Raw genomic sequence first — 26,660 nt, 5'->3', positions numbered from 1 at the left:
ACCCGGACGAGCGGATTACCCGCATCCGGTTCTTCACGCGTAAGCTTCGCTCACGAGACGGCATATTGGTGGACGATCTTGGCTGTCGGCAGAGGGTGTCGCGCGAGCATGGCTCGGAAGCGCGACCACGGCAGATTGCTGTGGCGACCACGCCGCGCGAGCCATTTCTTCCATATCCGCGTGAGCTGGTGGTGATACCATCTGATCCGTCGGCCGTTGCCGGAGATGCCGTAGTAGGCGCAGTGCCCCCGGATAACCCGCGACAAGTGCGCGTGCTGTTCCCGGAACGGGCGATGCAGGTTGAGCCGACACCATTCCGTCACGGAAGCCAGCGCGCGGGCATAACGGTCTTTTGCCGTTATCTGTCGGACGACATTCTTACCCTTCCTCGATTGACCCCATACATGGGTGAAGCCAAGGAAGTTGAATGTGGTCCCCGCCGTCGCGGGATGACGCCCACCGGGGCGTTTGAACCGGAAGTCTACGAAGCGGGTCTTGGTCGGATGGAGTTGAAGCCCGTACCGACCGAGCCGCTTACCCAGCACATTCAGCAATCGCTTGCCGGACAGATGGTCCTCGAAGGCGATCACCGCGTCATCAGCGTATCGGACCAGTTGGCATCGCCCCTTGAGCCGCGGTCGCGCCCCCTGCTCGAACCATTCATCCAGCACATAATGCAGGTAGATGTTTGCAAGCAGTGGCGAGATCACGCCGCCTTGGGGCGTTCCACCAGTCGTGCGGCGCAGGACGCCCTTTTCGAGCACCCCCGCCTTCAGCCATTTATCAATCATCCTCCGGACGATGCCGTCCGCGACTCGCTGATCGAGGAATCGGCGCAGGTGCGTGTGGTCGATGGTGTCGAAGTATTTCGAGATATCGACGTCCACCACCCAACGCAGCCCTTGCTCCATGAACCCATTGCGCAGAGCGTGTAGGGCATCATGGGCCGATCGTCCCGGTCGGAAGCCATACGAGCACGACAAGAAGTCGGTCTCGTAGATCGGCTCCAGCAGCAGGAGAATCGCCCGCTGTGCCACCTTGTCTTCCAATGTCGGGATGCCGAGTGGCCGTTCGGTCCCATCCGCCTTCGGGATGTAGTGCCGTCGCACCGGCGGCGCGATGTAACGTCCGGATTTGATGCGCGCCAGGAGATCACAAAGATTCGCCTCCAGGTTCGCTTCATAGTCCGTCGCCATCATGCCGTCGATACCGGGCGCGCCATCTTTGCGCGTCAGGCGATAGGCCTCGAGCATCCATTCACGGTCGATCAGGTGATGCAGCGAGGTCAGCACCCGCTTGGGATTCTTCCTCGCCAGATCGGCTATCCATTGTCGTTTCGTGGACAGGTTCGTGGGACTCAGCGTTCCCTCCCGTGTTTCTCGTCAATGGGTCTTAACGCGTGGCGGCTCCCTTCCCTCGAGCGGGTCCCGGTGAGCCCAGTTCCCCGCCTTCCTCGGTACTACGAAGCCGCTACGACTTCCCGCCGCGCGCGTCCGTCGGCTTATGTCTTCACCTCGGGATTCCACATGCCTTGGTGTTTTCGTGTTCGCGTGCGCGCTCCCGATGCTCGCCAAGTCGGTCATCAGGCCTGGAGCGTTGCTATGGCCGGTGCTCCGTGCCGGCTTTTCCCATGTGGGCACAACCGGGACCTCTCAGGTTTCCTGGTGTCCCATCCCGTACCTTTGCCCTGCTCAGAGACCCCGGCCGAACCGGTCAGCCTGGCCATAGCGGCTTTCCCAGTGCTGCCCCCGGATCCAACACGACGAAGGCTTCAGCACGACCGTGATTTCGAGGCTGGTCACAGGGCTTCAGTACCCGCTGTCTACGCTTCACGAGTGACGTTGCCGTCACCCATGCAAGACTCGCTTCCGGCTGGCGGGCTCCGCCTTTGCCGGGAGGGCGTCGAACCCTCTGGGTCACGTTGAAAGGTTTCAGATTACATTCTTCCTCCTTTCCAGGACTTGTCCTGACGCAAGCTGGAGTCGACGCTCGAACGGAACAGCGAATATTGGTAAGGGCCGGCCAAGACCGGGTGAGACAGGCTGAAGGCACCAGCCGTCGTCGTCGCACCATTGATCGCGTCGACGACGAGGATGCCGTTGCCGGTGGTGAGCGCGCCGCCGCCCGTGGTGTTGCTGATCTTCAGGAACGTGTTGCCGCCTGCCGTGCCGCCATTGATGACGAGCTTGTCCGACGGCGAACCGTCCGTGCCGAGATATGTATTGAGCCCGATGGTGCCGCCCTGGCCGACATAGTTCACTGCCGTCAGCGTCTTGTAGCTCGACAGCTGCGTCGGATCGCCGACAGGAGACGTGAACTGGATCATGCTCGAAGCGTTGATCAAATTGGTGACGTTCGAGTTGCCGGTCATGGTCCAGAGCGAATTGTTTCTCAGCGCGACGCTGGAGGTGCTGCCGGAGTCGGTGAGCGCAACGCCCTGCAGGCTCGAACTGTCCGCGACGAGGTTGAGCGTGGAGCCGCCGCTGACGTTCAGCCACTGATTGTTGTTCACGACCGCAGTCACGCCGGTCAGGTTGACGCTGCTGGTGCCGCCCGGGGCGGCGATCGACGCACCGTTCGGACTGGTCATGGTGACTCCGGAGAGCGTCGCTGCACCGCCACTTATGTTGAGCGCGTTGGCATCGGCTCCATTGGCCGTCAGTGAGCCACCGGTCATGCTCAGCGTACCGCCGCTTGTCACGCCGGCCGCATGGGTGCCTGCGCCTGATGTGGTGACCGTCGAGCTGCCGTCGAGCGTGACGCTGCCCGAATTGTCGGCCTGCACTCCGCGGCCCCCGCTGCTGTTCGGAACGGTTACCGTCACGCCGCTCGCCGTGAGCGTGCTTCCGGCACCGCTCGCCTGCAGGCCGATCTCGCCCCCGCCGCTGCCCGTCGCGGCGACGCTGCCTCCCCTCAAGATGATCGCGCCGCCGTCGAGTGCCTTGGCGCCGACATCTCCACCGCCGCCGGAAACCGTGACCGCAACGCCGTTTGCCGTGACAGTGCTTCCGGACGATTGCGCCAAGAGGCCGGTTTCGCCGCCGCCGTTCCCCTCAACGTTGACGGTGCCGCCGGTCAGCGTGACCGCACCACCGGTGTCCGCGCGCGCGCCAACGTCGTTGCCGCCGCCGCCGGGCATCGAAATGGTTGTACCCGTCGAGCTAATCTGGCTGCCGGTGCCCGTTGCCCACAGGCCTGTGTTGCCGCCACCGCCGACCGCATAGGCGATTGAGCTGTTGAGCAGACTGACCGTCGCCGTGTTGGTCGCCTTCGCAGCGACGTTGTTGCCGGCGCCGTTGAGACTGACGGTGAGTCCCGTCGCGCTGATCTGACTGCCCGTTCCATCAGCGCTCAGCGCAGTTCCTCCGCCGCCGAAGGCCGGGTTGATGATCGAACCCGACTGAAAGATGATCTGGCCGCCGCTCTGTGCCGACGCGGCAGTGCTCCAGTTGCCGTTGATGCTCGCCCCGGAACTGAAGATGATCGTACCTGCAGCGTCCGCCAAACCGCCGATACTGCCGCCATTGAATGGGTTGATGTTGACGTTGTTGGTCGTGATCTGAGCGCTCGAACTTGTGTGAACGGCGGGCGTTCCGGTCAACGTCGTGTTCGCGTCGATCGCGCAGCTTCCACTCGTTGCGGAGACAGTCGAATCCGGCGCGACCGTGCAGGACTGAGCCGAGGCCGCATCAATCAGCGCGCCCGACGCCATCAAGGCAAGCGCGGCGAGCCGGAACCGGCTCAGACAGGTCGCGACACATGGTCCCGGCTTATTCCCGAAGAATTGGACCGATGATTGCAGGGCGGCGCGTGTTGATGCCTGTTCCCTGCAATTGCGCGCGCGATATCCAAGGAGAGTCGAGCCGGTAAAGCACTTCATTTGCGCCGCCTTCCAAACCTGTCGTTCTCAACAACGTCAAATTGAAAAGAACGGGTTGCTTGGTCGCGGTGCAAGAAAGCAGGAGCGGCTACAATTCAAGATCGCAAATCATCATCCGACTATCAGGACGAAGATCAAACTCGAATGTGGCGATCCGAAACGCGTGCTGCCGTTTGTTGGCAGTTGATGCTTTCGCATCACACAACTTGTGCAGTTCGTGCCAAACGTCGCGCGCACGTCCGACGCATCTCGGCGTAGTCATCGGGCAGTTCCGCGATGACGCAACCTTTCATCAATTTGCATTCTCGCTTCTCCCTCCGGGGTCGCCTGACGAATGGAATTGCCGTCACGTCGTTCACGAACTGATCGCGGCATCCTTGCTCGCCGCGACTCCCTGCCGCACCCATGCCGCCTCTGCTGAAGTCGGCATTCCAAATCGATCGGCAAGTCACGTCGATTTGATGCCGCGCACGAGATGCACAGGAACCACTTCCGGAGGTTGCATTTGGTTAGGTGCGAGAAAACGGGAACTTGCAGACCTGGCATTCAGTCATGCCAAGCTTCGCAAGCAAACCATCCAGGGAGCAAGCCATGATGAGTCTAAGAGTTCTTGGCGCGGCCGTGATAGTGGCGTCCGCAGTTTCGAGCCCCGCATCGGCGCAAGCGGTCTTCTCCAACCCGGCCGCCTGTTCATCTCAATTCGCCAGTGCCAACTGCCTCAATAGAGGAGCCGGGAGCCCGTACGACAGCAGGAGGGGCTATTATCAGCGGCGAGCCGCCTATCGCGAACCCGTGGGGCCGGTGGGGGCCGCTGCCGGCGTGGCCGGCGCTGCCGTCGGAACCGCCGCGGCGATCGCGACCGCTCCCTTCGGCGGCTGGCGCAATTCCTATGCCGCATACGGCACCTACGATCGGCCCGCCGCATATGGCGACTACTACGCGTGGAACGGCGACTGGAACAGTTACGCGTCGCACAACGGCATCGTCTGCAGGCCCGGCACCTATTTCAAGGGGGCCGACGGACTCCAGCATCTCTGCCAATAGGGCTCTTCTGCCCTCAGGCTAATCTACCCAGGCGGCCCGCAGGGGCCGCCTGCTTCTCTTGCCCTGTCGCTAGCGGCAGCGTCGGGCGCCGCTGCAGCTCGCGTCACCGACGACGTCACGACACCATGCATGGACGGAGTGGACCACACATGCCGACCAGACCATGGCGTCGACCAGCAACCGCTTCAGCCGTGTTCTCGTCCTCCAGCGTCTTCAGCCGCTTGGCTCCGACACCTCCATCCCGCCGAACTTCGCTCTTCATTTGTAGATGCTGGCGTCGCTGACGCCATGCTTGCGGCAGATCGGCGGGCCGAAACGTCGGCCTCATGCTCTTTCAAAATTCCGATGATCTGCCCTTCCGAAAGGCGGCTACGCTTCCGTGGTCTGGTCGTCTTGCGGCGCGTCATCACTGCAGTCCGCGTCGTAGCGTCGCATCATTCGGAACATTCTTGCCAAACCCCGGCGCAAGACTTTGACTTGTCCCAATAAAAAAGGCCGATCCGCAAAGGATCGCTATTCCAGGGGGAGGAGGCAGCCATGACCAAATCAAACAGGGGCAGAACTTCGAGCCGCCGCGGCTTTCTCAAGGTCGCTGCTGCGGGGGCCGCCGCGACGGTAGCCGCGCCGAGCGTCGTCAGCGCCCAGGGGCCGATCAGCATGCGCTGGCAAAGCACCTGGCCGTCAAAGGACATTTTCCACGAATACGCCCTCGACTACGCCAAGAAGGTCAACGACATGACCGGCGGCGAGCTCAAGATCGAAGTGCTGCCGGCAGGCGCTGTCGTGCCCGCCTTCGGCCTGCTCGACGCCGTCTCCAAGGGCGTGCTCGACGGCGGCCATGGCGTGCTTGTCTATCACTACGGCAAGCAGACCGCGCTGGCGCTCTGGGGCTCGGGACCGGGCTTTGCGATGGACGCCAACATGCTGCTGGCCTGGCACCGCTATGGCGGCGGCAAGGAGTTGCTCGCAAAACTTTATGAATCGATCGGCGCCAATGTCGTCTCGTTCCCCTACGGTCCGATGCCGACCCAGCCGTTCGGCTGGTTCAAGAAGCCGATCACCAAGCCCGAGGATATCAAGGGTCTGAAATTCCGCACCGTCGGCATCTCGATCGATGTGTATTCGGGGATGGGCGCTGCCGTGAACGCGCTGCCCGGCGGCGAAATCGTAGCTGCCATGGACCGCGGTCTTCTGGACGCGGCGGAGTTCAACAATGCCACCTCCGACCGCGTGCTCGGCTTCCCCGACGTCTCCAAGGTCTGCATGCTGCAGAGCTATCATCAGAACGCCGAGCAGTTCGAAATCACCTTCAACAAGGACAAGTACAACGCGCTGCCGGACAAGATGAAGGCGATCATCGCCAACGCGGTGGACGCAGCCTCGGCAGATATGTCCTGGAAGGCGATCGACCGCTATTCCAAGGACTATGTGGAGCTGCAGACCAAGGACAACGTCAAGTTCTACAAGACGCCCGATACCATCCTGAAGCAGCAGCTCGAGATCTATGACGGCGTGGTGCAGAAGAAGGCGGCCGAGAACCCGCTGTTCAAGGAGATCGTGCAGTCGCAGATCGCGTTCGCCAAGCGTGCGACACAATGGGAGCAGGACACGGTGGTGAACCGCCGCATGGCCTACGACCACTATTTCGGGCCCAACGCCGCGGCCAAGAAACTCTGATGCCGAAATAAACCCGGCACGGGCGCCGTCCGGACCACCCTCCGGACGGTGCCTTGTGTTACGTTGGGATCGTTTTTATGCCGAACCATATCATATGAGCGTCCAGAGTTTACTGTACAAGATCGACGGCATCTCGACCTGGGTCGGCAAGGCGACCGCCTGGCTGATGATCCTCCTGATGAGCGTTGTCTGCATCGAAGTGTTCAAGCGCTATGCCGTCAACATGCCGACGGCATGGATTTTCGACGCCGAGAACATGCTGTACGGGTCGCTATTCATGCTGTGCGGCGCCTATACGCTGGCGCAGAACGCCCATGTCCGCGGCGACTTCCTGTACTCCTCGATGCGGCCGCGCACGCAGGCCACGCTCGATCTCGTTCTCTATTTCGTGTTCTTCATTCCGGGCATCGCCGCGCTGATCTATGCAGGCTATTTCTACGCCGCGGATTCCTGGCACATCAACGAGCATTCCAACGTTACGGCGGACGGCCCGCCGGTCTACCACTTCAAGACCGTCATCCCGATCGCGGGCGCGCTGATCATGCTGCAGGGGATCGGCGAGATCATCCGCTGCATCGTTTGCCTGAAGACCGGCGAATGGCCGAGCAGGCTTGCCGACGTCGCCGAGACCGACGTCATCGGGGAGCAGCTCGCGCACTCTGAATTCGTGGACGAGGAATCGCGCAAGCTCGCCATCGAGGGCGCGGCGCGCATCGATGAAATGGCGCGGCAGCGCGGCATGGGCGGGGACCTGAACACATGAGCGATCCCGCGCTCGGCCTGTTGATGCTGGCGCTCATCGTCGTCGTCATCATGATGGGCTTTGCCACGGCGTTTACGCTGATGGGCCTCGGCATGTTCTTCGGCTTCATCGCGTTCTACGATCCGTCGCAGAACTGGACGCACAACAAGGTTTTCGAGCTGATGGTCCAGCGCACCTACGGCGCGATGACCAACGACGTGCTGATCTCCATCCCGTTGTTCGTGCTGATGGGCTATGTGATGGAGCGCGGCGCCCTCGTCGACAAGATGTTCTATTCGATCCAGCTCGCCTTCCGCCGCCTGCCCGCCTCGCTCGCGGTCGCGACCCTGATCGTGTGCACGTTCTGGGGCATCGCCTCCGGGCTCGTCGGCGCGGTGGTGGTGCTGATGGGCGTGATCGCCTTCAACCCGATGCTGCGCGCCGGCTATGACGTGAAGCTCGCCTCCGGCGTCATCACCGCGGGCGGCACGCTCGGCATCCTGATCCCGCCTTCGGTGATGATTATCGTCTATGCCGCGGTCGCCGGCCAGTCCGTGGTCAAGCTCTATGCGGCGGCGATGCTTCCCGGCTTCTTCCTGGCGTTCCTCTACCTCGTCTATGTCGTGGGTTGGGCGATGATCAACCCGAAGATCGCCCCGCCGCTGCCGGAGGAACAGACCTGCGTCAACGTGCCCGAATGGATCAGGAATTTCGCGTCGCTGTATTCGCCGAACCTGTTCGTCGGCCTGTTCAAGGCACTGCTCTCGCCCGCAAAGGCGAAGACGCTCCGGATCGACGGCAAGCCGATGGGCTATGGCGCGATCGTGCAGAACTTCCTCATTTCGCTGGTGCCGTTCCTGACGACCGCAGCCGCGCTCGGCACGGTCTGGTGGTACGTCGTGATCCACCAGCAGCCCGGCGCCGCGAGCGGAGCCGTCGAAGGCCTGCAGCAGCTCGGCAGCCCGGTCGAGCCGAAGGAGCTGTCGCCCGCTGAAAAGGGACCGGACACCCAGTTCTACGTCTGGTTCGCGATATCAGCCGCCGTGCTGGCTGCGTGGACGGCGCGCTCTTACTTGCGCATGGACGGCGAACGCTTCGAAGTGTTGAAGCTCCTGACGTCGTCGGTGATGCCGCTCGGCATCCTCACCGTCGTGGTACTAGGGGTGATCCTGTTCGGCATCACGACCGCGACCGAGTCCGCCGGCGTCGGCGCCGCCGGCGCCTTCATCCTCGCTTTCCACGCCCGCACGCTCGACTGGAAGCGCACCAAGGAAGCGGTGTTCCTGACCGCAAAGACGACCGCGATGGTGTGCTGGCTGTTCGTCGGCTCGGCGCTGTTCTCGGCGGTGTTCGCCATTCTCGGCGGTCAGGCGCTGCTGGAAAGCTGGGTGCTGTCGCTCAACATGACGCCCGTGCAGTTCATGATCTTGTCGCAGGCGATCATCTTCGTGCTGGGCTGGCCGCTCGAATGGACCGAGATTATCATCATCTTCGTGCCGATCTTCCTGCCGATGCTGAAGCACTTCAACATCGATCCGATCCTTTGGGGCACGCTGGTGTTCGTGAACTTGCAGGCCGCGTTCCTGTCGCCGCCGGTCGCGATGTCGGCGTTCTATCTCAAGGGCGTCGCCCCGAAGCACGTTACGCTGAACCAGATCTTCGCCGGCATGATGCCCTACATGCTGATCGTGATCCTGTGCATGGTGATCATGTATCTCTGGCCGGGCATGACGCTGTGGCTGCCGAACTATCTGTACGCGAGTTGATGCGCAGCGGGGAGCACCGGGCGCTTGTCAAACGGAAATGGTGCGCCATTCAGAACAAACCTGCGAACTCGTATGTCATTGAAATATCCATGTAGTTTCCAAGGCCGCCACGCCTGGCGCTTGACTCGCCGTCAAAAGATGCCTGTAGCCACTACCAGCCGGCAACTCCTACGGCCCGCCATAAGTACCCCCCGTCAACCGGGAGCACGACGCCCGACCCACGTGGGACGCATCATCGGACACGAGAAAAGCGACGGCAGCCGCGATTTCATCCGCGGCGCCAAGCCGCCGCATTGGCAATCGCTGCTCGATCCGGCCGCGGTTCGACGCGTGAATCGGCGAACATCTCCGCCGACATCGGCGCCTCGATATAGCCAGGTGCAACGCAACTGACCCGAATGCCTTTCGCGGCCCACTCGCAGGCAAGATTTCGCGTCAGATGCGCGATCGCTGCCCTAGAAGCGCCGTACCCGTTGGAACCGGAATGCCACCCAGCCCTGCCAACGAGCCGATATTGACGATGGCGCCTCCGCTGCCGCGCGGCAAGAAGCTCGACAAGCGAGGAAGGTGCCACGGAGATTCACGCCCGCACCCGGCAATTGCTTCAGCCGGGGAAGTGACCTGCGCGGGAAGATCCGGCTCTGTCGAGCCGTCCACGCAGTCGAGGCAATCGACCTATCTGGGTTGGGATCGATCGATGGCCCCGCTGTCCAGCAATGGCGCGGCATCGATGTTGTGCGCGTCCATCAGCATGGCCAGCCGCTCTACTGCAGCAAGGATCATGGCCTGCTCCCATTGCGGCAACTGGACGAAGCGATCTGTAAACGTCAGGTGAAGCAAGTCGGGTGCGTTGGCCACGATGTCCCTGCCTGCCGGCGTCGCCGTCAGAAGGAACTGGCGCTTGTCGTTTGCGTTACGCTGGCGCTGCACTAGATCGAGCGCCACAAGCCGATCGACGATCGTCGTGATCGTTGCCTGACCGAACTGAAGCGCCTGCGCAATGACACCCGGCGTGGTTTTCTCGCGCGCGTCGATCTCTCGCAACACGAGCCATTGCGATGTCGTAAGGCCGGTCGCAATGGCCAGCTGGCGACTGCCGATCTCAGTTGCCCGCAGCACTCTTCGCAGGGCGCGCAGCGTCAGTGAGGCGATCTCTGATTTCATGTGGCTTTTCTTATAGCTACGGCCGCGCCGAGGCGAATCGTAACCGGTTCCAAGTCAGTCCTTCAAATTTTATTCGTATAACGAAATATCTACGAAGCTTTTGATGTGAGATCTCAAGCCAATTTTCAAGATTTCGCCACTTATTTTCCTATAAGGTAAAGCGCTATATATTTCGGAGAATGAAGCGATTAATTCGAAATCTGAAGCAATAGCCGGCCGTCGGGTCGACGCTTTCGGTGGATTCTCGCCAGTGGCTTTCGACGCCGCTCCGGATGTCAGCGAAGCGTTCCAGTTGAGAAAGCCGTCGCCCGCTGACGGCCCCGCGGTTACCCGCCTGGTCGCAGCCTGCGCGCCACTGGACTCCAATTCCGCCTATTGCAACCTCCTCCAGTGCACGCACTTCACGGACTCCTGCCTCGTTGCGGAACGTCACGCGCAAATTCTAGGATGGGTTTCAGGTTATCGCCCGCCTTCGGAACCGAACAGCTTCTTCGTCTGGCAGGTCGCGGTCGCGAAGGCGGCGCGCGGCAAAGGCCTTGCTCAGCGCATGATCAACGCGCTGCTGGATCGCCCTTCCGCCGAAAGTGCCAAGTATCTCCTCACCACAGTGACCGACGACAACGCTCCATCCTGGGCATTGTTCAACGGACTGGCCCGCGCGTGGGGCGCTCCGCTGATCCGCAGTGTGATGTTCGAGTGCGACGCGCATTTCGCCGGTAAGCACGCCACAGAGTGGCTGGCCCGCATTGGCCCCCTGCCAAACCGACAGCCCGGAGCCAGAGATCAGGAGAACTGACGACATGACCACAACAACCACACTTGGTCGCCATACACGACCCAAGCCGACCAGCCATATCCCGGACCGATCCATTTACGAACGCCGGGAGTCGGTCGTGCGGAGCTATGCGCGCACCATGCCGCGCCAGTTCAGCCGAGCTGACAATGTCTGGATGTATGATAATCAGGGCGGACGCTATCTGGACTTCCTGTCGGGATGCTCGACGCTTAATTACGGACACAATCATCCCGCGCTGAAGCAAGCGCTGATCGACTACATCTCGACTGACGGCATCACGCACGGGCTTGACCTGCATACCGACGCCAAGGCGGAGTTCCTCGAAACATTCGAGTCGCTGATTCTGAAGTCACGCGGGCTGGACTACCGCGTCATGTTCACCGGACCGACCGGCACTAACGCGGTCGAGGCCGCCATCAAACTGGCCCGCAAGGTGACCGGCCGTGGACTGGTGATCGCTTTCACGAACGGTTTCCACGGCATGACCCTCGGTGCGCTGGCCTGCACCGGCAATGCCGCCAAGCGCACCGGCGCGGGCGTACCACTCAGCCATGTCAGCCACGAGCCTTACGATGGCTATCACGGCCCGGATCTCGACACCGCCGCGCTCCTGGAACGGCGGCTGTCCGACCCTTCCAGCGGGCTCGATGCGCCGGCCGCGATTCTAGTCGAGACGGTTCAGGGCGAAGGCGGTCTCAACACCGCATCGCCGGATTGGCTGCGTGCAATCGCCGATATCGCAAAACGCCACGGCGCACTCCTTATCGTCGACGATATTCAAGCCGGATGCGGGCGCACCGGTCCGTTTTTCAGCTTTGAAGGCATGGGTTTTACGCCCGACGTCGTCACCATGGCAAAATCGCTGTCCGGCATGGGGCTTCCCTTCGCGCTGACACTGTTCCGACCCGAGTTGGATCAATGGTTGCCCGGCGAACACAACGGCACGTTCCGGGGCAACAATCACGCCTTCATCACGGCAACCGCGTCTCTGCGGAACTTCTGGAAGGATGATGAGTTCGAGCAGGACGTCCAGCGCAAGGGACGATTGCTCGCACGACGCCTGGATGCCATCGCTTCTGGATTCGGCCTTTCGACACGCGGCCGCGGCATGATGCGTGGCATCGACGTCGGGTCCGGTGAAACTGCCGATGCCATCACCAGCGCCTGTTTTGCCGCCGGACTCATCATCGAAACGAGCGGCGCACACGACGAAATCGTCAAGGTGCTTGCACCTCTCATTATCGACGACGCCGCTCTCTCGGCCGGCCTCGACATCATCGAGGAGTCGGTCCGCGCGGTGCGGACCGGCAGCTACGGCATTGCAGCCGAATAACGAAAGGAAAGAACAATGATCGTTCGTCAACTCCGCGACATTCGAAAGACCGATCGTCTCGTCAAATCGAAGGGCTGGGACAGTGCCCGCCTTCTGCTCAAGAGCGACGGCATGGGCTTCTCTTTCCACATTACGACGATGCACGCGGGCGAAGAACTTAAGATGCACTACCAGAACCATCTCGAGGCGGTTTTCATACTGAAGGGAACCGGGACCATCGAAGACCTCGGGACCGGCGAAACGCACAAGCTCGCACCGGGCATCATGTACGCACTCAACAAGAACGACCAGCATATCGTTCGCCCGGACACCGACCTCCTGACGGCCTGCGTGTTCAACCCGCCGGTCACCGGCCAGGAAGTGCACGACGAGACTGGTGCCTATCCGACTGATGTCGAAGCGCCGCGCGAGGCGGCCGTTAACTCCTGAAACAACTGAAAGAGGGAAAGGCATTGACAGACATTTACCCATCCCGTCTCACCTCGGAGGCCCAGATGCTTCCGCGTCTCGATCCCGTTATTCATAGCGACTGGAGCGAGAGCGCACCGCTAACGCGGCAGCAGGCCGAGCAGTTCGATCGCGATGGCTTCCTCGTGCTCAAGGATGTCCTCTCTCCCGAGGAAGTCGACCACCTGCAGACGCAGGCAAAGAAACTGCTATCGAGCCCTAACGGCCTCAATCCGGAAACGATCATCGCCGAGCCGGACAGCCAAGAAATCCGTTCGGTCTTCGAGATCCACTCTCAGAGTAGAGTGATCGGGCGCCTCGCCGCCGACGCACGCTTGGCAGGCATCGCTCAGTTCCTGCTGAACGACAAGGTCTACATCCATCAGTCACGCCTGAACCACAAGCCCGGCTTCGAAGGCAAGGAGTTCTACTGGCACTCCGACTTCGAGACTTGGCACGTGGAAGACGGCATGCCGCGCATGCGAGCACTCTCCATGTCAGTCCTGCTGGCGGAAAATACGCCGGACAATGGCCCCCTGATGCTGATGCCCGGATCGCACCGCGTCTTCCTGACCTGTATTGGCGCGACGCCGGAAGACCACTATCGCACGTCACTGAAGAAGCAGGAGTATGGCGTGCCCGACCGGCAAAGTCTGACCGAGTTGGCGCACCGCCACGGCATCGTGGCGCCGACCGGTAAGGCGGGCACGGTGGTGATCTTCGATTGCAACACGATGCACGGATCGAACGGCAACATCACGCCATTTCCACGCGCTAACGCGTTCTTCGTCTATAACGCCGTGAGCAACCGGCTGCAGGCGCCATTCGGCGTCAAAAAACCGCGGCCGAGCTTCGTTGCCGCGCGCAGCGACCCGAAAGCTCTCGTGCCTCAGCACGGCCCGTTGATGGAGGATGCTCTCGCATGAGCGGTTTTCATAGTGTCGAGAAGATCGGCGGCACATCGATGGCCGCGACTGGCACGCTATTCGACGACGTTCCGATCGCGGAGCGCAAGGACGAGGACCTTTACAATCGCGCCTTTGTCGTCTCCGCCTATGCCGGGATGACTGACGTGCTGCTGGAGCACAAGAAAACCTACGAGCCTGGTATCTATGCACGCTTTGTTGCCGATGACGGCGCGGACGGATGGCGTCAAGCGATGGCCGACAGCGACATCGCTTGGCAAGGCTTGGTGTTCGATGCGCTGCGAGCCCTCGATAACGCACGAATCGACGTGATTGCGACGCGGCATCAGATTCGCAATGCTGACGTTCAGTTCGTCGTGACCGTTTGCCACTTCGATGCTAGCGCTAGGGTTCTGGATCGTGTCCCGGTGGAGGCCGACGGGGAAGCGGAAGGCCGGCGCGCGGCCTGACGGCGCGCGTCGCAATCGTCATGCTTGCGGCAATCTCCCCGGTTCGTAGCCTGCTGCTCGCCATCTTTATGCTCATGGCGGGAAGCGGGTTTATGGCGACGCTCCTGAGTTTGCGGCTCGAGCGGGCGGGACAGGGCACGATCGTGATCGGCGCGGTGGCGACCGCCTATTTTGCCGGGCTGGTCGTCGGAGCCCTGCGCTCGGGGCGTATCGTCCGGCGCGTGGGACATATCCGCGCCTTTGCGGCGTTCGTTGCGCTTCTCTCCGCGAGCACGCTCGGCTACGCGCAAATCATCCATCCTCTGCTCTGGTCGGGACTGCGGCTGATCGACGGCTTCTGCGTCGCCGGCGTCTTCGTCTGTCTCGAGAGCTGGCTAAACGAACGCGCTGACGCGGCCTCGCGCGGCAGCATTCTAGCGGCCTACATGGTTGCACTATATTGCGGACAGGCGGTGGGACAGTTGCTGCTAGGAGCCAGCGGTGATTTGCCTGCTGTTCCGTTTCAACTAGCCTCAATGCTAATCTCGCTCGCGATCATTCCACTTTGTCTCACACGCAACTCGGCGCCGCCGCCTGCCGAAGCCGCGGCGTTCGGAACCCGAACACTCTTTGCCGCATCTCCCCTCGGTGCTGTCGGAGTAATGACGACCGGCTTGATGTTAGGGGCATTTTACGGATTGGCCGCAGTGCAGGTTCGACGCCTAGGGTTCGATTTATCGCAGACAGCCCACTTCATGATGATCGTGATTCTTGGCGGCGTGATCCTGCAATGGCCGCTCGGACGCATTTCCGACCGCTATGATCGTCGCCAGGTCATCGTGCTCAGTTTCGCGGCAACCCTGTGTATCAGCTTGGTCATCTCCTTTCTCTCGTCGGTCGGCCCCTGGCTGCTGATTCTCGGAACAATGTTTGGTGGCCTCAGCTTTGCGCTCTATCCACTCTGCGTGGCCCATTGCAACGACCGTCTGCACGCCGCACAACGTATCGCCGCAAGTGGACGGCTGGTGCTGCTGTATTCCGTCGGCGCCGCGCTCGGGCCGATCGGTGGAGCGATATTCATGACAGGCTGGAGCAGCGGCGGGCTTTTCCTTTTCATCGCCCTTTGCGCCGGCGGCGCGGCCGCGTTCGGCATGTGGCGGCAGACGGCAACCCCACCTGTTCCTGCACCCGAGCAGCAGGACTTTCAGATTCTTCCACGCACGACGCCGATTGCATCGCTGCTTGACCCCAATACGCCCGACGCAGCGGTGATCGGAGAACAGCAATCGTGAATGCCTCTGTTTCCGCACCTGATCCAACTGCTGATCGCGCCACGTTGCGCCGTGCGATTGCCGCCTCTGCCGTCGGCAATGCGACGGAATGGTTCGACTACGGCATTTATGCGTATGGCGTGACGTACATTTCCGCGGCACTGTTTCCCGGCGACGTCGGGGAAGCGGTGCTTTTTGCGTTGGCCACGTTCGCGATCTCCTTCCTCATACGGCCGCTAGGCGGGATATTCTGGGGATCGCTGGGAGACCGGGTGGGCCGGAAATCCGTGTTGGCGCTAACGATACTGCTGATGTCGGGCGCGACGCTGTGCGTCGGGCTTATTCCCCCCTACAACAGCGTCGGCTTCTGGGCGCCACTGTCGCTCGTTCTTCTCCGCATCGTACAGGGCTTTTCGACCGGTGGCGAATACGGCGGCGCCGCGACGTTCATGGCCGAGTACGCTCCCGATGACCGACGCGGCTTTTATGGGAGTTTCCTGGAGTTCGGAACGCTGGCCGGCTTCTCGCTGGGCGCATTCCTGATGTTATCCTTCTCGCTCTTTCTGGGTGATCAGGCGATGCACGACTGGGGATGGCGCGTTCCGTTTCTGGTCGCCGCGCCAATGGGCCTCGTCGGCGCGTATCTGCGCGCGAGAATGGAAGATACGCCGGTCTTCCGTGCCCACGAAACTGCAAGCCAGGCACGATCCTCACCAGGCCTGATCGCCCTTCTGGCACGTCACCGGCGTCCTATGCTCGTCGTCGGCGGCCTGGTGGTTGCGCTCAATGTCGTCAATTATACGCTGCTCAGCTACATGCCAACCTATCTTCAGAGCCGCATAGGCCTGTCGCCGGATGAGGCGCTTGCGGTGCCGCTCCTCGGCATGCTGTTCATGATGCTGTTCCTGCCATTTGCTGGCCGGCTCTCGGACCGAATCGGGCGCCGTCCGATGTGGAGCTTCTCCCTGATCGGGTTGTTTCTGCTGGTGGCCCCTCTCTACATGCTCATGGGCACGGGCCTCGTCGGCGCCTGTGTCGGCTTCATTCTGCTCGGGCTGCTCTACGTACCGCAACTCGCGACCATTTCGGCGACTTTCCCGGCCATGTTTCCCACCCATGTGCGCTTCGCCGGCTTCGCCGGCGCTTACAACATTTCGACATCCATTTTTGGCGGCACGGCGCCGGCAATCAACAGCGGCCTTATCTCTGTTACCGGGAACGAGCTGATGCCGGCCTATTACATGATGGCTACATGCGTTGTTGGGCTGATCGCGCTGCGCTTCATGCCGGAGACAGCTGGACGGACTCTTTATGAAGATCCTTTCGCGCGATAGGCCTAGCTAGCACGCCAAGCTTCCGAGGCCGAGGAACGGCTGGAGCGCCTTTATGCGGCCATTGAGACCGGCGCTATCGACGGTGCCGATGGATCCGGATCCCTCAAGAACCGGATCGCCGCGTTGATGGCAAGCCGGGGTAGGGCCGTTGTGGCTCGCTATCGATCGGTTCACCCGCCTGATGCGTCAGCAACTCGTGTCGGGCGACGTCGCTGCTCGGAAGGCCTATCTCGCAAGCGTGGTCGACGCGATCATCGCGTCGGAGGACCGTCGGCTCAAATGACAACATCCGGTCCGTTTTCGGCCGAAAGGGTCAACCCAAACCTGGTTTCATAAATCTGTTCAGGAGTGGTGCCCAGGGAGGGAATCATACGCAACCACCGACACGACGAACCGCTGTTTGTCCTTAGTATGATAGCGTGAGTGCCGGCATGGCGGAGAGAGTTCAGTCACCCCCTTGAAAGATAAAGCATTTTCGACGTTCCTAGACCAAAATCCACCGTTCGACCTACGGTCCGAAATGGAATTTCGCCTTCCGACAAAGCCTGTTCCGCCAATGGCCGTCATCGATAACACGCCACCAAGCTAGCGAGGCAAATTGCCGTCGCACCTCCCGTTCAGTCTTTTCGCAGAATCCGACGTAGGCTGATTCAAGTTCCGGCCAACCCTTCGATTTCTTGTCGGGGGTTGACGTCGTGAAAGAGCCATAGCGCGGCTTCGGAAGGCGACGTAACGCGGAAGTAAGGAGGCTTCCCGATTCTCGGGTCTGATGCAGCCAGATCACGGAACGGCAGCAACTCAGACCTCAATTGGAAGTCGAACAGGCTTCGCCATGGCGTCCACGGCCAAGCTCCAAAACCGCATTGGCGCTATCGAGGAATTCGACCGTGGTGAACCACAAGTCGGCATCGCCAACGTTTTCAAGATCGTGGATCTTGTATTCGCTCTTCGCATAGGCGAGCGTCCGTGTCAGGTTTTGCGCTCCAAAGGCAAATGTCACACGTTAGAATCGTGTCGGGCGCGCCATTCAGAACAAAACAGCGAACTCATATACCATTGAACTTTCAATATAATCGACGCTCCCGCCATTAGCGCGCAGCTAAGCGCGGCTGGTGATGTCCCAGTCGCAGCAGAAGCTTTTGCTGATGCCCTGGTTTGTCTGTTTTTGCATAGCGGCGCAGGTTCGTTACGCACATGATCGCACGACGCTGGAGGCCGTGGCCGACATGTTGTTGAAGACGATTGCCGCCGTCGTTTCGAGCGCCACCGTGGCGCTCAAAAAGCCGCACGAAGGAAAAGGGCTCACTTCGATGGTTCTGGGGTTGCTCAGGCCGTATCGAGGCTGGCTACTCATCGTTTTCGCCGCCATGCTGATTGAGATTGCGATGAGCCTGGCGGCCCCCTGGCCGCTAAAGCTGGTCCTCGATGACGCGCTGGGACGGCACCGAATGCCGGACTGGCTGGCTTGGGCGCACGATTATGGGTTCGGACAACACACCGCAGGCGTTGCGCTGTTTGCTGGCATCGCAACCCTGCTGATCGCCGTCGTCGGCGCAGTCGCGGCTTATATCGACAACTACTACACCACCAGTGTCGGCCAATGGGTTGCCAACGATTTACGCGTACAGATCTACACGCATCTGCATCGGCTATCGCTGCGCTATTATGACAATGTCAAGACCGGGACCCTGATGTCTACGATCACCAGCGACGTCTCGACCATCCAGGATTTCGCATCGTCCGCGACACTCGATATCCTCGTCGATCTCATCACCATCCTGTTTATGCTGGGATTGATGTTCTACCTAGACTGGGACTTCACGCTGATCGCTGTCGCGCTCGTGCCCTTTCTGCTGGTGTTTCTGTTTCACTTCAAGAAGGCTGTGAAAGAGGTGACGCGAACCGTGCGCGCCCGGCAGAGCGAGATTGTTGCAGTCGTGCAGCAAGGAATCGGATCGGTTCGTGCAGTGAAGGCATTTGGTCGGCAGGACCTTGAGATAGCGCACCTGGAATCCGCAAGCCACGCCACGGTGGAAGCTGCGCTGAAGGCGCGCAAGATCAAATCCTTGATGTCACCGACGGTGAGCATTGTTGTTGCGATCTGCACCGGCATTGTCCTTTGGAGGGGGACGTCGCTGATCGTTGCGGGTGCCCTGACGGCCGGAGCGTTGACGGTCTACCTCGCGTACTTGGCCAAGTTCTTCAAACCCGTAAAAGATCTGGCGAGCATGACCAGCACGATCGCACAGACGACCATTGCGCTGGAGCGCATTCAAACGATTTTGTCGGCCGACGATGTCATCAACGACCCTGTGGACGGCGTCGATCCCGGACGGGTCAAGGGGGCCATCAGCTTCGATAAGGTGGCCTTCGGATATGACGACGTCCCGATACTGCGAGAAGTGAGCTTCGAGATAGAGCCCGGTCAGGTCGTAGGCCTTGTCGGACCCACCGGCTCTGGCAAATCAACTGTACTTAGTCTGCTGCCACGGTTCTACGAGGCGAGCAGCGGGCGGGTGCTGATTGATGGCCTGGACGTTTCTTCATATAGGCTCGCGACCCTGCGCTCGCAGGTCGGATTCGTGCTTCAGGAAACAGTGCTGTTTCGCGGAACGATCCGCGAGAACATCGCCTACGGTTGCCCAGGTGCCACCGAGGAACAGATCATCGCCGCGGCAAAAGTCGCCAACGCTCACGATTTCATCAGCGCCATGCCGCATGGCTACGATTCGATGGTCGGCGAGCGGGGCGACACATTGTCGGGCGGCCAGCGGCAACGTATAGGCATCGCCCGCGCCGTTGTGCGCAACAGCCCGATCATGATTCTCGATGAGCCCACCGCCGCGCTCGACACAGAATCGGAACACCTCGTCATCGACGCATTGCGTCGGCTGATGAAGGGGCGCACGGTCGTCATGATAGCCCATCGCCTCAGCACGATTGCCAACGCCGACAAGATCGTCGTGCTGAAGGATGGCGTTGTGGTTGAACAGGGCTCGAACGACGCGTTGCTCGCCCTGGGCGGGGTGTACGCCGAACTTCATCGCATTCAATACGACACTTCGAACCAGGCTTCTGCGAAAGCCGTCTCGTGATTGCAGCGTTTCGGCCCGGAGATTCATGAACATGTCGCACAGCCTCATCGTGCTTCCCGACGATACCGTCAACTCGATTCTCGATCCGATCAATGCGGCCAAGCGCTCGCTCAACATCCGCATGTTCCTGTTCACCGACCCGACGCTGCTGAAAGCGGTGATCGCGGCCAGGCAGCGTGGCCTTAACGTTCGTGTCATGCTCAATCCGGCCCGCCGCGACGGCAATAGCGAGAACGAAATCGCGCGCGAGCAGTTGACTGCCGGCGGTGTCGAGGTTCGATACAGCAGTCCTGATTTTGCCGTTACTCACCAGAAATCAATGGTGGTCGACGACGAGCTTGGCTTCATCGAATCTTTGAATTGGGAAACACGCGACCTGACCGAAACACGGGATTACGCGGTTGTCACGACCAAGAAGATCGAGGTTTCGGAGATGGTGAGGTGCTTCGACGCCGATTGGATGCACCAGAAGTTCGATCCCAGTGCGAGATCGGGGCTGATCTGGTGCCCGAACAACGGGCGCGAACGTATTGCGCGCTTCATCGATTCCGCCAAGGAGACGCTCTGGATCCAGAACGAGCGCTATCAGGATACGGTGATCATCGAACGCCTAGTCCGCGCCATTGAGCGTGGTGTCCGAGTTCACATCATGGCACGCCCGTCGCATAAATTGAAGAAGAACAAACTCGTCGAAGGAATCGGTGGCCTTCGGATCATGCATGACGTGGGAGCTAAGATCCACACGCTGAAGCACCTGAAGTTGCATGGCAAGATGCTGCTCGCCGATGAGGAGCGGGCGATCGTCGGGTCGATCAACCTCACACCGGGCAGCTTCGACGATAGGCGTGAGCTTGCCGTCGAAACTGATGCCCATCATGTTGTCAAACGACTGGTCGAGACCACTCGACACGACTGGAAGCATTCAAAAAAGCTTGATCTTTCCGATGCGGGCATTCTTGCGGACTTCGAAAAGCACGGCACCAAGGGGGCTGATTTGCTTGCCCTCGACCCCTCGCAAAAACACGAGAACGACTAATTGGCTGAGTCGGTCGATAATCAAGAACAAGAGCCCTCTATCTGGCAATGATCTCCTGCATCGCTGGTGCCTGCGAGAAACGGGACTGCTGCACATGTTTGCATTGCGCACCGACGGAGTTGCGAACGAACCATCGCACCTGCGAGAGAGGACAGCCACGGACTCGTCATTTGGCATCTCGGCTCGTCGTCGAGTGGACGCCACGGCGCTGGTCGGCGCCGATACGGCAAGTCGGAATTTTCCGTTAAGCGTTTGAGACCGGCTCCCGTCGAATGCCTTTCTATGTTCGACTATCATTTCCCGAACGGCCGGGAACCGATGACGGCAGAACATTCAACCTATCCCGTGTGCCAGGCATGCTACTGCGATCGCCTCGACGATGCGCTGGTCGGGACTGGCGTAACCACTCCGATCGACCTGTGCATGCGCCAATTGGATAATCGCAAGGCTCGACGACGCCGCAACGACGGTCGTTTGCCGCCCGGTCCCAGTTCCTCCTGTTCGCCCGGAACGGTTAGAGTTGGTTTTGTGCTCGGAAGCTCGTGTCCAACGAAGTGACAGCATAGCGCGGTGACTACAATTGAAAGTATCCATTGATTCATCCGAGCGGCTTAAAAGTCCGGACCAAACACATCGTTATTGAACTCGGCCGAGGCCTCGTCGTTGTCCATGCTGTTGATCAGGTTCTGCTCGGGATCCGTAAAGCCACCTGCTGAAAGCGCATCTGCCGGCAATGCGCCAAAGCTGGCGCGATATTTGTTCATCGCGGCCACGCTGCCGACATACGCACAGGTGCATCCGGTGGGATCGGCGTAGACATAGTAGGGCCGCCCGCCCTTTTGCCGTAGCTGGAATTGATTGGGCGGAAACGACATCAGTCGTTTCAGCATCTCCGGCGCGGTGGCGGCGATGGGATTGAAACCCGATGATATCAGCAATTGGCCCGTCGATTGCTGAGCGTAGACGCGGGCGCCCGAATATACCTCGGTGAGAAGAACGACCGAGACGATGGTGGCAGCGGCGCATGCAGATCGAAGACTCATTTTCTCCTCCGGGATGCCTGAGTGGACCACCGATTCGAGCCGAGAGTGAAACGGAAGGCGTCTATAGATATGCCGTGTACGAACCGATCCATACCAGGATCGACATGAGCAAGCCGATGACGCCGGCGTTGTCCGCGAACACGGTGGCGGTGGCGCCGGGCATGCCGAGCCTGAGCTGACTGCGGTCGATGGTTTTCGGTATGGAAATGGCGGCCGGATAGACCTTGGCGCCGCCGATCGAGCCGACGCGCGCCAGCGAACCCGAGACCGCGATCTGGCCCTGGCCTACGCCTTGCGGAATGGCCGCGACCGTCGCTTCATGGATGCGGCCGGGGTCGTCGTCGAAAACCAGCTTGACGCGCGCGCCGGGCTTGATGGTCTTGAATCCGTTGGGGGCGAACATGCCTGCGATTAGGATATCGTCCGTGACGACGAACGACATCACCGATCGCGCCGGCATCGCGCGGTCTCCAGCGGCCAGGGCCATGATCGTAACGACGCCGTCGCCGACAGCACGGATCGTCGTTTGCTCGAGCTCCCATTTGGCCTGGTCAAGCTGGGCCTGGATCTGCGCGACGGTCGTGTTGACCCCGCCGATCTCCGACTCCATCGCCAATTGCGCACTCAGTTGCGCGGCCTTGGCCGCCTGTAGCTGGAATTCGACCGTGTCGTATCGCACCTGGACGTCTTGCAGACGAAACTCGGTCTGCGCCTGCTCGCTGGTGAGCTTGCGGTAATCGGAAAGCCGCTGGGCGTGAAAGGCAAGTTGCTTGGTCAGCCCGTCGACATTTGCAGTCGCCTGCTCGTAACTGGCCGTCAATTGCTTGACCTGCTGGCGCGCCTGGGCGAGCGAGGCTTCAAGTTGGTTGACCTTGTACTGGAACGGCGCCGGATCGATGCGGAACAGCACGGCGCCGGCTTTCACCGGTTCGTTAGGCTTGACCGGAATGTCGATCACCTCGCCGGACACATTCGGCGTGACCTCCATGACGCGGGAAATCACGACAAAGCTTCCCGACGGGGTGAGGTAATTGAACATCGCGAGGAACGCCGCGAGAATGAAGGCGCCGAACAGTCCTGCGACGGTGCCGGACGCCCACCCCCATCGCACCAACTTGATCCTGAAGAAGACGAGCCACACCAGGATCAAGTACAGCGTCAGGATGATGAGCACGATTGAATTCCTCTAACTGGCGCGTACCGGATTGGACACCAACAAGCCCGGTAGCACGGCAGTATCGGCCAAATGCTTGCATCCACGACTGTCGCCTCGCATCTAGCCGACCCAGATCCGATCTCTATGAGAGGCGCTTGAAGCCGGGAGAACTTCGACGTCTCCTCACCAGCCTTCAGAATCGATGGCGGCGTGGCTACTCCCTTTCCGTGGTGGACGGGCCCGACACGCTAAGCGTCATCTCGTCCGCTAGCCAAGCTACCGAAAATGCGGCGACCCGCTATGCAGATTCGGCAAGCCCCGCTTCCGGCCGCGGCGTCCGATCTATGGCCTGGGCTCGGCCTTCAAACCCGTAGTGCGCGTGCCAGATAGATCCAGCGCGGGCATCAGACCGAAACTGGCCCGGCCCCGGCGCAAGAACGCCGGGGCCAAGTTACGCGCAGTTCCGTTAATAGCATGGAGGATAAGGATAGTACCCGCAAACGGGTGGCCGATAATACGGGCCGTACGCGTAAGCTGCTGCGGCACCTGCCGCGGCGGCGGCTCCAGCATAATACGCACCCCGATAGGCCGTGCGTCGCGCAACGCCCGCGAATGAAAGCGGCGTAAAGGGAAGGCCGATGATGTCGATAAAGACGGACGCGGGGCCATCGGCGCCCTTGATGTCACCTTCGAGAAGGTCGACATCGAAGGCAAGGTTGTCGCCCTCGAGCTTGGGATTTTTCAAGGTAACAACAACATCGCGCACGGTGTTGCCGTCCTTCTGGAATACGGACACTGTGGCGTTGGGCGGATTCTTTGCAAAATTGTCGCTGCCGGCTCCCCAATCTTCAACGATATGACTGGTCAGGTCATGGCCAGCCGAGCGAACCGGCCGATCCGCAAATATGATCGCATTTGGCGCAATGCCTGTGAGAACCAGTTTGCCGGGCTGCAGGTTTGCGCCCCTGGAATTGAAGACGATCAGCGATGGAACGATCTGGGGTTTGCTGGCCCCGATCGTCTTTAGCGGTGCATGGGACGCAGTATCCTGCGCTAGGGCCATGTTTGCGACCGTCAGAGCACCGAGAAAGGCAACTGCACGCATCGTATTCGACAACATGATTCAACTCCAAAATCAGGGATTATCCGGGCCGAGGCATGATGGGAAAGAATGGAGGCCGGCCGAACCGGCCGGCCACCTTTCTTCATTAGTAACCACCGAACTTGTAGTTGAGGCGAACTGCGAGAAGATTCGCGTCCGTCTTGGTGTTGGTGGTGATCGACGCGATGGGCGCCAATGACGGCGTCGAGAAAGTGTTGCTCTCGTTCACCCGCCACAGATAGTCGTACTCGATGCCGGCCGTCCAATTCGGAGAGAAGCCGTACTCGAAGCCGACACCCACGACGCCACCCCAGCGGGTCCGGCTCGCGAAGGCGAGGCCCGTGCCGGTCACGCTGTCAAGGATGGCAAAGTCCTGGCTACCAACCGCGCCGCCGCCCTTGACGTAGAACAAGGCCTCGTTGACCGCGTAGCCAAGTTGAGCCGTGAAGAGACCCAGGCCGGCGAGGGTCGACTTGTAAGTGCGGGCCGGATCCTGCGCACTGATGCGCGTGTTGCGGATGTTGGCCCAGTCGCCCTGCGCTTCAAGACCGTACACCAATTGTCCGGCCTGCCAGCGATAGCCAATCTGGCCGCCGACGATGCCGCCGCCCTTGCTATTGCAGCCTTCGGCGAAGACGCCGCCAATTCCATTGATGGCGGTGAGATCGACACACTGATTGCTCCAGCCATACCCGGCGTTCGCGCCGAGATAGAAGCCGGACCAGTTATACATCATCGGCGCCGGGATCGGAGCCGCCTTGTAGACCGGCCGCTGCGGAAGGTCCGCGGCCTTTGCAATACCGGTGAACGCAACGGACATCACCGCCGCCGTGGCAAGCAAACCAACTTTTCTCATAACCTGACAACCTCATCGAAGGTGGAGAACACATGAGCCATGTGCCATCGACCTTCGCTCGGTTGGTATGCAGAAACTGTCATCGCCGACCAATTCACGGTGGTGTTGCACCAAAACACCACTCCAAACTCACAGCGATTTGTCGGGCCTCAATGCGCTAGATCGACGATGTGCCTCGGATGGCAACTCGCCGAACAGCCACCGGTAGCGGCCGGCAAACCTGCCGAACTCGGTGACGCCGTGGGCTACCAGGATATCGACGAGCCTGCCGGCCGAACCCATGTGACGGATCTCATGGTAAACCAGATTTAACTGCCGCAGCTTCAGATAGTGCTTTGGCGAGAAGCCGAGATAGCGCTCGAAAGCGCGCAGCAAGGTTCGGTACTCCACCTTGGTAACTCTTACGATATCCTTGATATGGATAATGCTTTCCGGATTTTTCCTCACGAACTCGAGGGCCTCCAGAACGATACGCTCGGACCCGACCGTGTATTTGTTGGGCAGCAGGACTTCGCTTGCGCGATTGTCCCAGACGTAAGCAAGTTCATCCATCAAGGCGAGCTCCGTCACCCAGGCGATCACCGGCCGGTCGGCCGGAGCAGAATCGGAGATAGAGCGCAGAGCCTGCCTCGATGCTTCGATCAGTCGCGATGCGATTCGCTCTGGCAGCCGGACGAGATGCTTGGCCGTCTTCGGCGGAGCCTGGCTCGTGACCGCGGGAAGGATCTTCGATGCAATACTCTCTTCCCGCGGCAGCGACCACGCTACCCATTCGACATGACCGGAACGAACAAAGGTGAAGTGACAACCCGGAGGCAAAATGACCAGGTCCGACGCTTGGCAACGCGCGCCATCGAGCAGGACGCGATCGTCGAAGTTGGACGACTGGATGATCAGGGTGGTAAAATTCGGGTCGGTGACGCCATGGACGATTCCCGGGCCGCCGTCTGCGCCGAATTGAAGAATCGCGCGACGCAATGCGAGATACTTCACGCCCCACCGGTGCGAGGATGGAGCGGACTTTAGAAACGTCACCCTCGCGCCCCGAATGGCGTCGGTGTATTCCCCGAAATCATTCAATTCTAAAATACTCCGCCCGTCAGAGCGGCAATTCAAGCGAAGAAGATAGGAGGAAAGTGTGCTGCGTCGGCAGAACTGCACGAGCGGATCGGGTCCGCAGATGACCGATCCGCTCGCGGACGATCTACTTCATCTGAATGCCCATCAGCTCCCGCTCGGCTTTGAACACCACAGCAATGGCATCGATGATGCGCTTTTCGGGATTGGCCTTGCAGTAGACGATCACCTCGTGCTCCGCGATCTTGCCCTTACGCAGGTCCAGGAAATGCTTCTTGGCAAGGCCGTTGTACCACCCGCTGTACCAGGCCGTTAGCGCATCGGCGTCTTCCTGATAGGTCCCTGCGAGTTGCGCGCAAGTCAGCGTCTGGACGTCGATGAATCCATTCGCATCAACATAAGACGACAGCGGCACCTGAGCCCTGGCTGACGTCATGGCGACAACAAGCAGCGTGGCGGAAAGCAGTAATCTCAAACGCATTGGGAC

25 protein-coding genes and 1 pseudogene are annotated in these 26,660 nt (G+C 60.5%); 14 read left to right on the top strand and 12 right to left on the bottom strand.

The features are described from left to right. Positions 1 to 50: 50 nt before the first annotated feature. Both ltrA and ACVIYL_RS13215 read right to left on the bottom strand, forming a co-directional pair. Positions 51 to 1,292: a group II intron reverse transcriptase/maturase gene (gene ltrA, locus ACVIYL_RS13220; protein WP_253588744.1), complete on the bottom strand. Its 1,242-nt coding sequence runs from the start codon at positions 1,290 to 1,292 to the stop codon at positions 51 to 53. Between the two features lie 644 nt (positions 1,293 to 1,936). After that, positions 1,937 to 3,601 carry a hypothetical protein gene (locus tag ACVIYL_RS13215; RefSeq protein WP_456778771.1) on the bottom strand — a complete coding sequence of 555 codons (1,665 nt, stop codon included), beginning with the start codon at positions 3,599 to 3,601 and terminating at the stop codon, positions 1,937 to 1,939. 870 nt (positions 3,602 to 4,471) lie between these two features. On the opposite strand from ACVIYL_RS13215, the gene ACVIYL_RS13210 reads away from it, so the two are divergent. After that, a complete protein-coding gene (locus tag ACVIYL_RS13210; RefSeq protein WP_456778770.1) occupies positions 4,472 to 4,924 on the top strand; it encodes a hypothetical protein in 453 nt (150 codons plus the stop codon). Between the two features lie 144 nt (positions 4,925 to 5,068). Here the strand turns inward: ACVIYL_RS13210 and ACVIYL_RS13205 are convergent. Further along, positions 5,069 to 5,331 (bottom strand): annotated as a pseudogene (locus ACVIYL_RS13205) (transposase); the annotation flags it as partial. A gap of 130 nt (positions 5,332 to 5,461) precedes the next feature. Between ACVIYL_RS13205 and ACVIYL_RS13200 the strand changes: the two are divergent. From ACVIYL_RS13200 to ACVIYL_RS13190, 3 genes are all read left to right on the top strand, one after another. Then, the gene (locus ACVIYL_RS13200) at positions 5,462 to 6,601 is read left to right on the top strand and encodes a TRAP transporter substrate-binding protein (protein WP_092080289.1); all 1,140 of its coding nucleotides are present in this window, start codon (positions 5,462 to 5,464) and stop codon (positions 6,599 to 6,601) included. 94 nt (positions 6,602 to 6,695) lie between these two features. Further along, positions 6,696 to 7,364, top strand: coding sequence for a TRAP transporter small permease subunit (locus ACVIYL_RS13195; protein ID WP_092080286.1), 669 nt, complete (start codon positions 6,696 to 6,698; stop codon positions 7,362 to 7,364). Further along, positions 7,361 to 9,109: a TRAP transporter large permease gene (locus ACVIYL_RS13190; RefSeq protein ID WP_456778769.1), complete on the top strand. Its 1,749-nt coding sequence runs from the start codon at positions 7,361 to 7,363 to the stop codon at positions 9,107 to 9,109. Before ACVIYL_RS13195 ends, ACVIYL_RS13190 begins: the two co-directional genes overlap by 4 nt. Before the next feature lie 268 nt (positions 9,110 to 9,377). Here ACVIYL_RS13190 and ACVIYL_RS13185 read toward each other — a convergent pair whose 3' ends face one another. Together ACVIYL_RS13185 and ACVIYL_RS13180 are read right to left on the bottom strand one after the other, a co-directional pair. Next, on the bottom strand, positions 9,378 to 9,683 hold the full coding sequence (locus tag ACVIYL_RS13185) for an SDR family oxidoreductase (RefSeq protein WP_253606499.1): 306 nt from the start codon (positions 9,681 to 9,683) through the stop codon (positions 9,378 to 9,380). Positions 9,684 to 9,784: 101 nt separating this feature from the next. Continuing rightward, positions 9,785 to 10,273, bottom strand: a complete 489-nt coding sequence (locus tag ACVIYL_RS13180) for a MarR family winged helix-turn-helix transcriptional regulator (protein WP_057017678.1) — start codon at positions 10,271 to 10,273, stop codon at positions 9,785 to 9,787. Positions 10,274 to 10,523: 250 nt separating this feature from the next. On the opposite strand from ACVIYL_RS13180, the gene ectA reads away from it, so the two are divergent. The 8 genes from ectA (at position 10,524) to ACVIYL_RS13140 (ending at position 17,091) form a co-directional block, all read left to right on the top strand. Continuing rightward, complete coding sequence (gene ectA, locus ACVIYL_RS13175; RefSeq protein ID WP_225648356.1) at positions 10,524 to 11,069, top strand: diaminobutyrate acetyltransferase; 546 nt, start codon at positions 10,524 to 10,526, stop codon at positions 11,067 to 11,069. Positions 11,070 to 11,073: 4 nt separating this feature from the next. Further along, complete coding sequence (gene ectB, locus ACVIYL_RS13170; protein WP_092080274.1) at positions 11,074 to 12,402, top strand: diaminobutyrate--2-oxoglutarate transaminase; 1,329 nt, start codon at positions 11,074 to 11,076, stop codon at positions 12,400 to 12,402. Between the two features lie 15 nt (positions 12,403 to 12,417). Further along, positions 12,418 to 12,831: an ectoine synthase gene (locus ACVIYL_RS13165; protein ID WP_456778768.1), complete on the top strand. Its 414-nt coding sequence runs from the start codon at positions 12,418 to 12,420 to the stop codon at positions 12,829 to 12,831. A 65-nt stretch (positions 12,832 to 12,896) separates the two neighbouring features. Further along, entirely contained in the window at positions 12,897 to 13,775 is an 879-nt protein-coding gene (thpD, locus tag ACVIYL_RS13160) for an ectoine hydroxylase (RefSeq protein WP_456778767.1), read from the top strand. Further along, a complete protein-coding gene (locus ACVIYL_RS13155) occupies positions 13,772 to 14,224 on the top strand; it encodes a hypothetical protein (RefSeq protein ID WP_456778766.1) in 453 nt (150 codons plus the stop codon). Before thpD ends, ACVIYL_RS13155 begins: the two co-directional genes overlap by 4 nt. Before the next feature lie 20 nt (positions 14,225 to 14,244). After that, on the top strand, positions 14,245 to 15,495 hold the full coding sequence (locus ACVIYL_RS13150; protein WP_141342790.1) for an MFS transporter: 1,251 nt from the start codon (positions 14,245 to 14,247) through the stop codon (positions 15,493 to 15,495). Beyond that, a complete protein-coding gene (locus ACVIYL_RS13145; RefSeq protein WP_206601512.1) occupies positions 15,492 to 16,808 on the top strand; it encodes an MFS transporter in 1,317 nt (438 codons plus the stop codon). Before ACVIYL_RS13150 ends, ACVIYL_RS13145 begins: the two co-directional genes overlap by 4 nt. Before the next feature lie 148 nt (positions 16,809 to 16,956). Continuing rightward, the gene (locus tag ACVIYL_RS13140; RefSeq protein WP_256560538.1) at positions 16,957 to 17,091 is read left to right on the top strand and encodes a hypothetical protein; all 135 of its coding nucleotides are present in this window, start codon (positions 16,957 to 16,959) and stop codon (positions 17,089 to 17,091) included. Positions 17,092 to 17,613: 522 nt separating this feature from the next. On the opposite strand, the gene ACVIYL_RS13135 is transcribed toward ACVIYL_RS13140, so the two are convergent. After that, positions 17,614 to 17,808: a hypothetical protein gene (locus ACVIYL_RS13135; protein ID WP_456778765.1), complete on the bottom strand. Its 195-nt coding sequence runs from the start codon at positions 17,806 to 17,808 to the stop codon at positions 17,614 to 17,616. A 115-nt stretch (positions 17,809 to 17,923) separates the two neighbouring features. On the opposite strand from ACVIYL_RS13135, the gene ACVIYL_RS13130 reads away from it, so the two are divergent. Together ACVIYL_RS13130 and ACVIYL_RS13125 are read left to right on the top strand one after the other, a co-directional pair. Next, the gene (locus tag ACVIYL_RS13130; RefSeq protein ID WP_456778764.1) at positions 17,924 to 19,903 is read left to right on the top strand and encodes an ABC transporter ATP-binding protein; all 1,980 of its coding nucleotides are present in this window, start codon (positions 17,924 to 17,926) and stop codon (positions 19,901 to 19,903) included. 25 nt (positions 19,904 to 19,928) lie between these two features. Next, on the top strand, positions 19,929 to 20,939 hold the full coding sequence (locus ACVIYL_RS13125; RefSeq protein ID WP_456778763.1) for a phospholipase D-like domain-containing protein: 1,011 nt from the start codon (positions 19,929 to 19,931) through the stop codon (positions 20,937 to 20,939). Between the two features lie 611 nt (positions 20,940 to 21,550). On the opposite strand, the gene ACVIYL_RS13120 is transcribed toward ACVIYL_RS13125, so the two are convergent. The 6 genes from ACVIYL_RS13120 to ACVIYL_RS13095 all read right to left on the bottom strand — a co-directional run bounded on the left by ACVIYL_RS13120 (position 21,551) and on the right by ACVIYL_RS13095 (position 26,654). Further along, a complete protein-coding gene (locus ACVIYL_RS13120) occupies positions 21,551 to 22,012 on the bottom strand; it encodes a hypothetical protein (RefSeq protein WP_163151333.1) in 462 nt (153 codons plus the stop codon). Positions 22,013 to 22,043: 31 nt separating this feature from the next. Further along, positions 22,044 to 23,156: an HlyD family secretion protein gene (locus ACVIYL_RS13115; protein WP_456778762.1), complete on the bottom strand. Its 1,113-nt coding sequence runs from the start codon at positions 23,154 to 23,156 to the stop codon at positions 22,044 to 22,046. Between the two features lie 448 nt (positions 23,157 to 23,604). Beyond that, on the bottom strand, positions 23,605 to 24,261 hold the full coding sequence (locus ACVIYL_RS13110) for a hypothetical protein (protein WP_456781816.1): 657 nt from the start codon (positions 24,259 to 24,261) through the stop codon (positions 23,605 to 23,607). Positions 24,262 to 24,346: 85 nt separating this feature from the next. Further along, on the bottom strand, positions 24,347 to 25,060 hold the full coding sequence (locus tag ACVIYL_RS13105) for an outer membrane protein (protein WP_456778761.1): 714 nt from the start codon (positions 25,058 to 25,060) through the stop codon (positions 24,347 to 24,349). Positions 25,061 to 25,225: 165 nt separating this feature from the next. Beyond that, on the bottom strand, positions 25,226 to 26,089 hold the full coding sequence (locus ACVIYL_RS13100; RefSeq protein ID WP_456778760.1) for a helix-turn-helix domain-containing protein: 864 nt from the start codon (positions 26,087 to 26,089) through the stop codon (positions 25,226 to 25,228). 211 nt (positions 26,090 to 26,300) lie between these two features. After that, positions 26,301 to 26,654, bottom strand: coding sequence for an HdeA/HdeB family chaperone (locus ACVIYL_RS13095; RefSeq protein ID WP_050423713.1), 354 nt, complete (start codon positions 26,652 to 26,654; stop codon positions 26,301 to 26,303). Positions 26,655 to 26,660 lie beyond the last annotated feature (6 nt).

The organism is Bradyrhizobium sp. USDA 3315 (assembly GCF_054056795.1).
The sequence above is the reverse complement of the archived record's forward strand: the minus strand, read 5'-3'. Positions and strand labels throughout refer to the sequence as shown.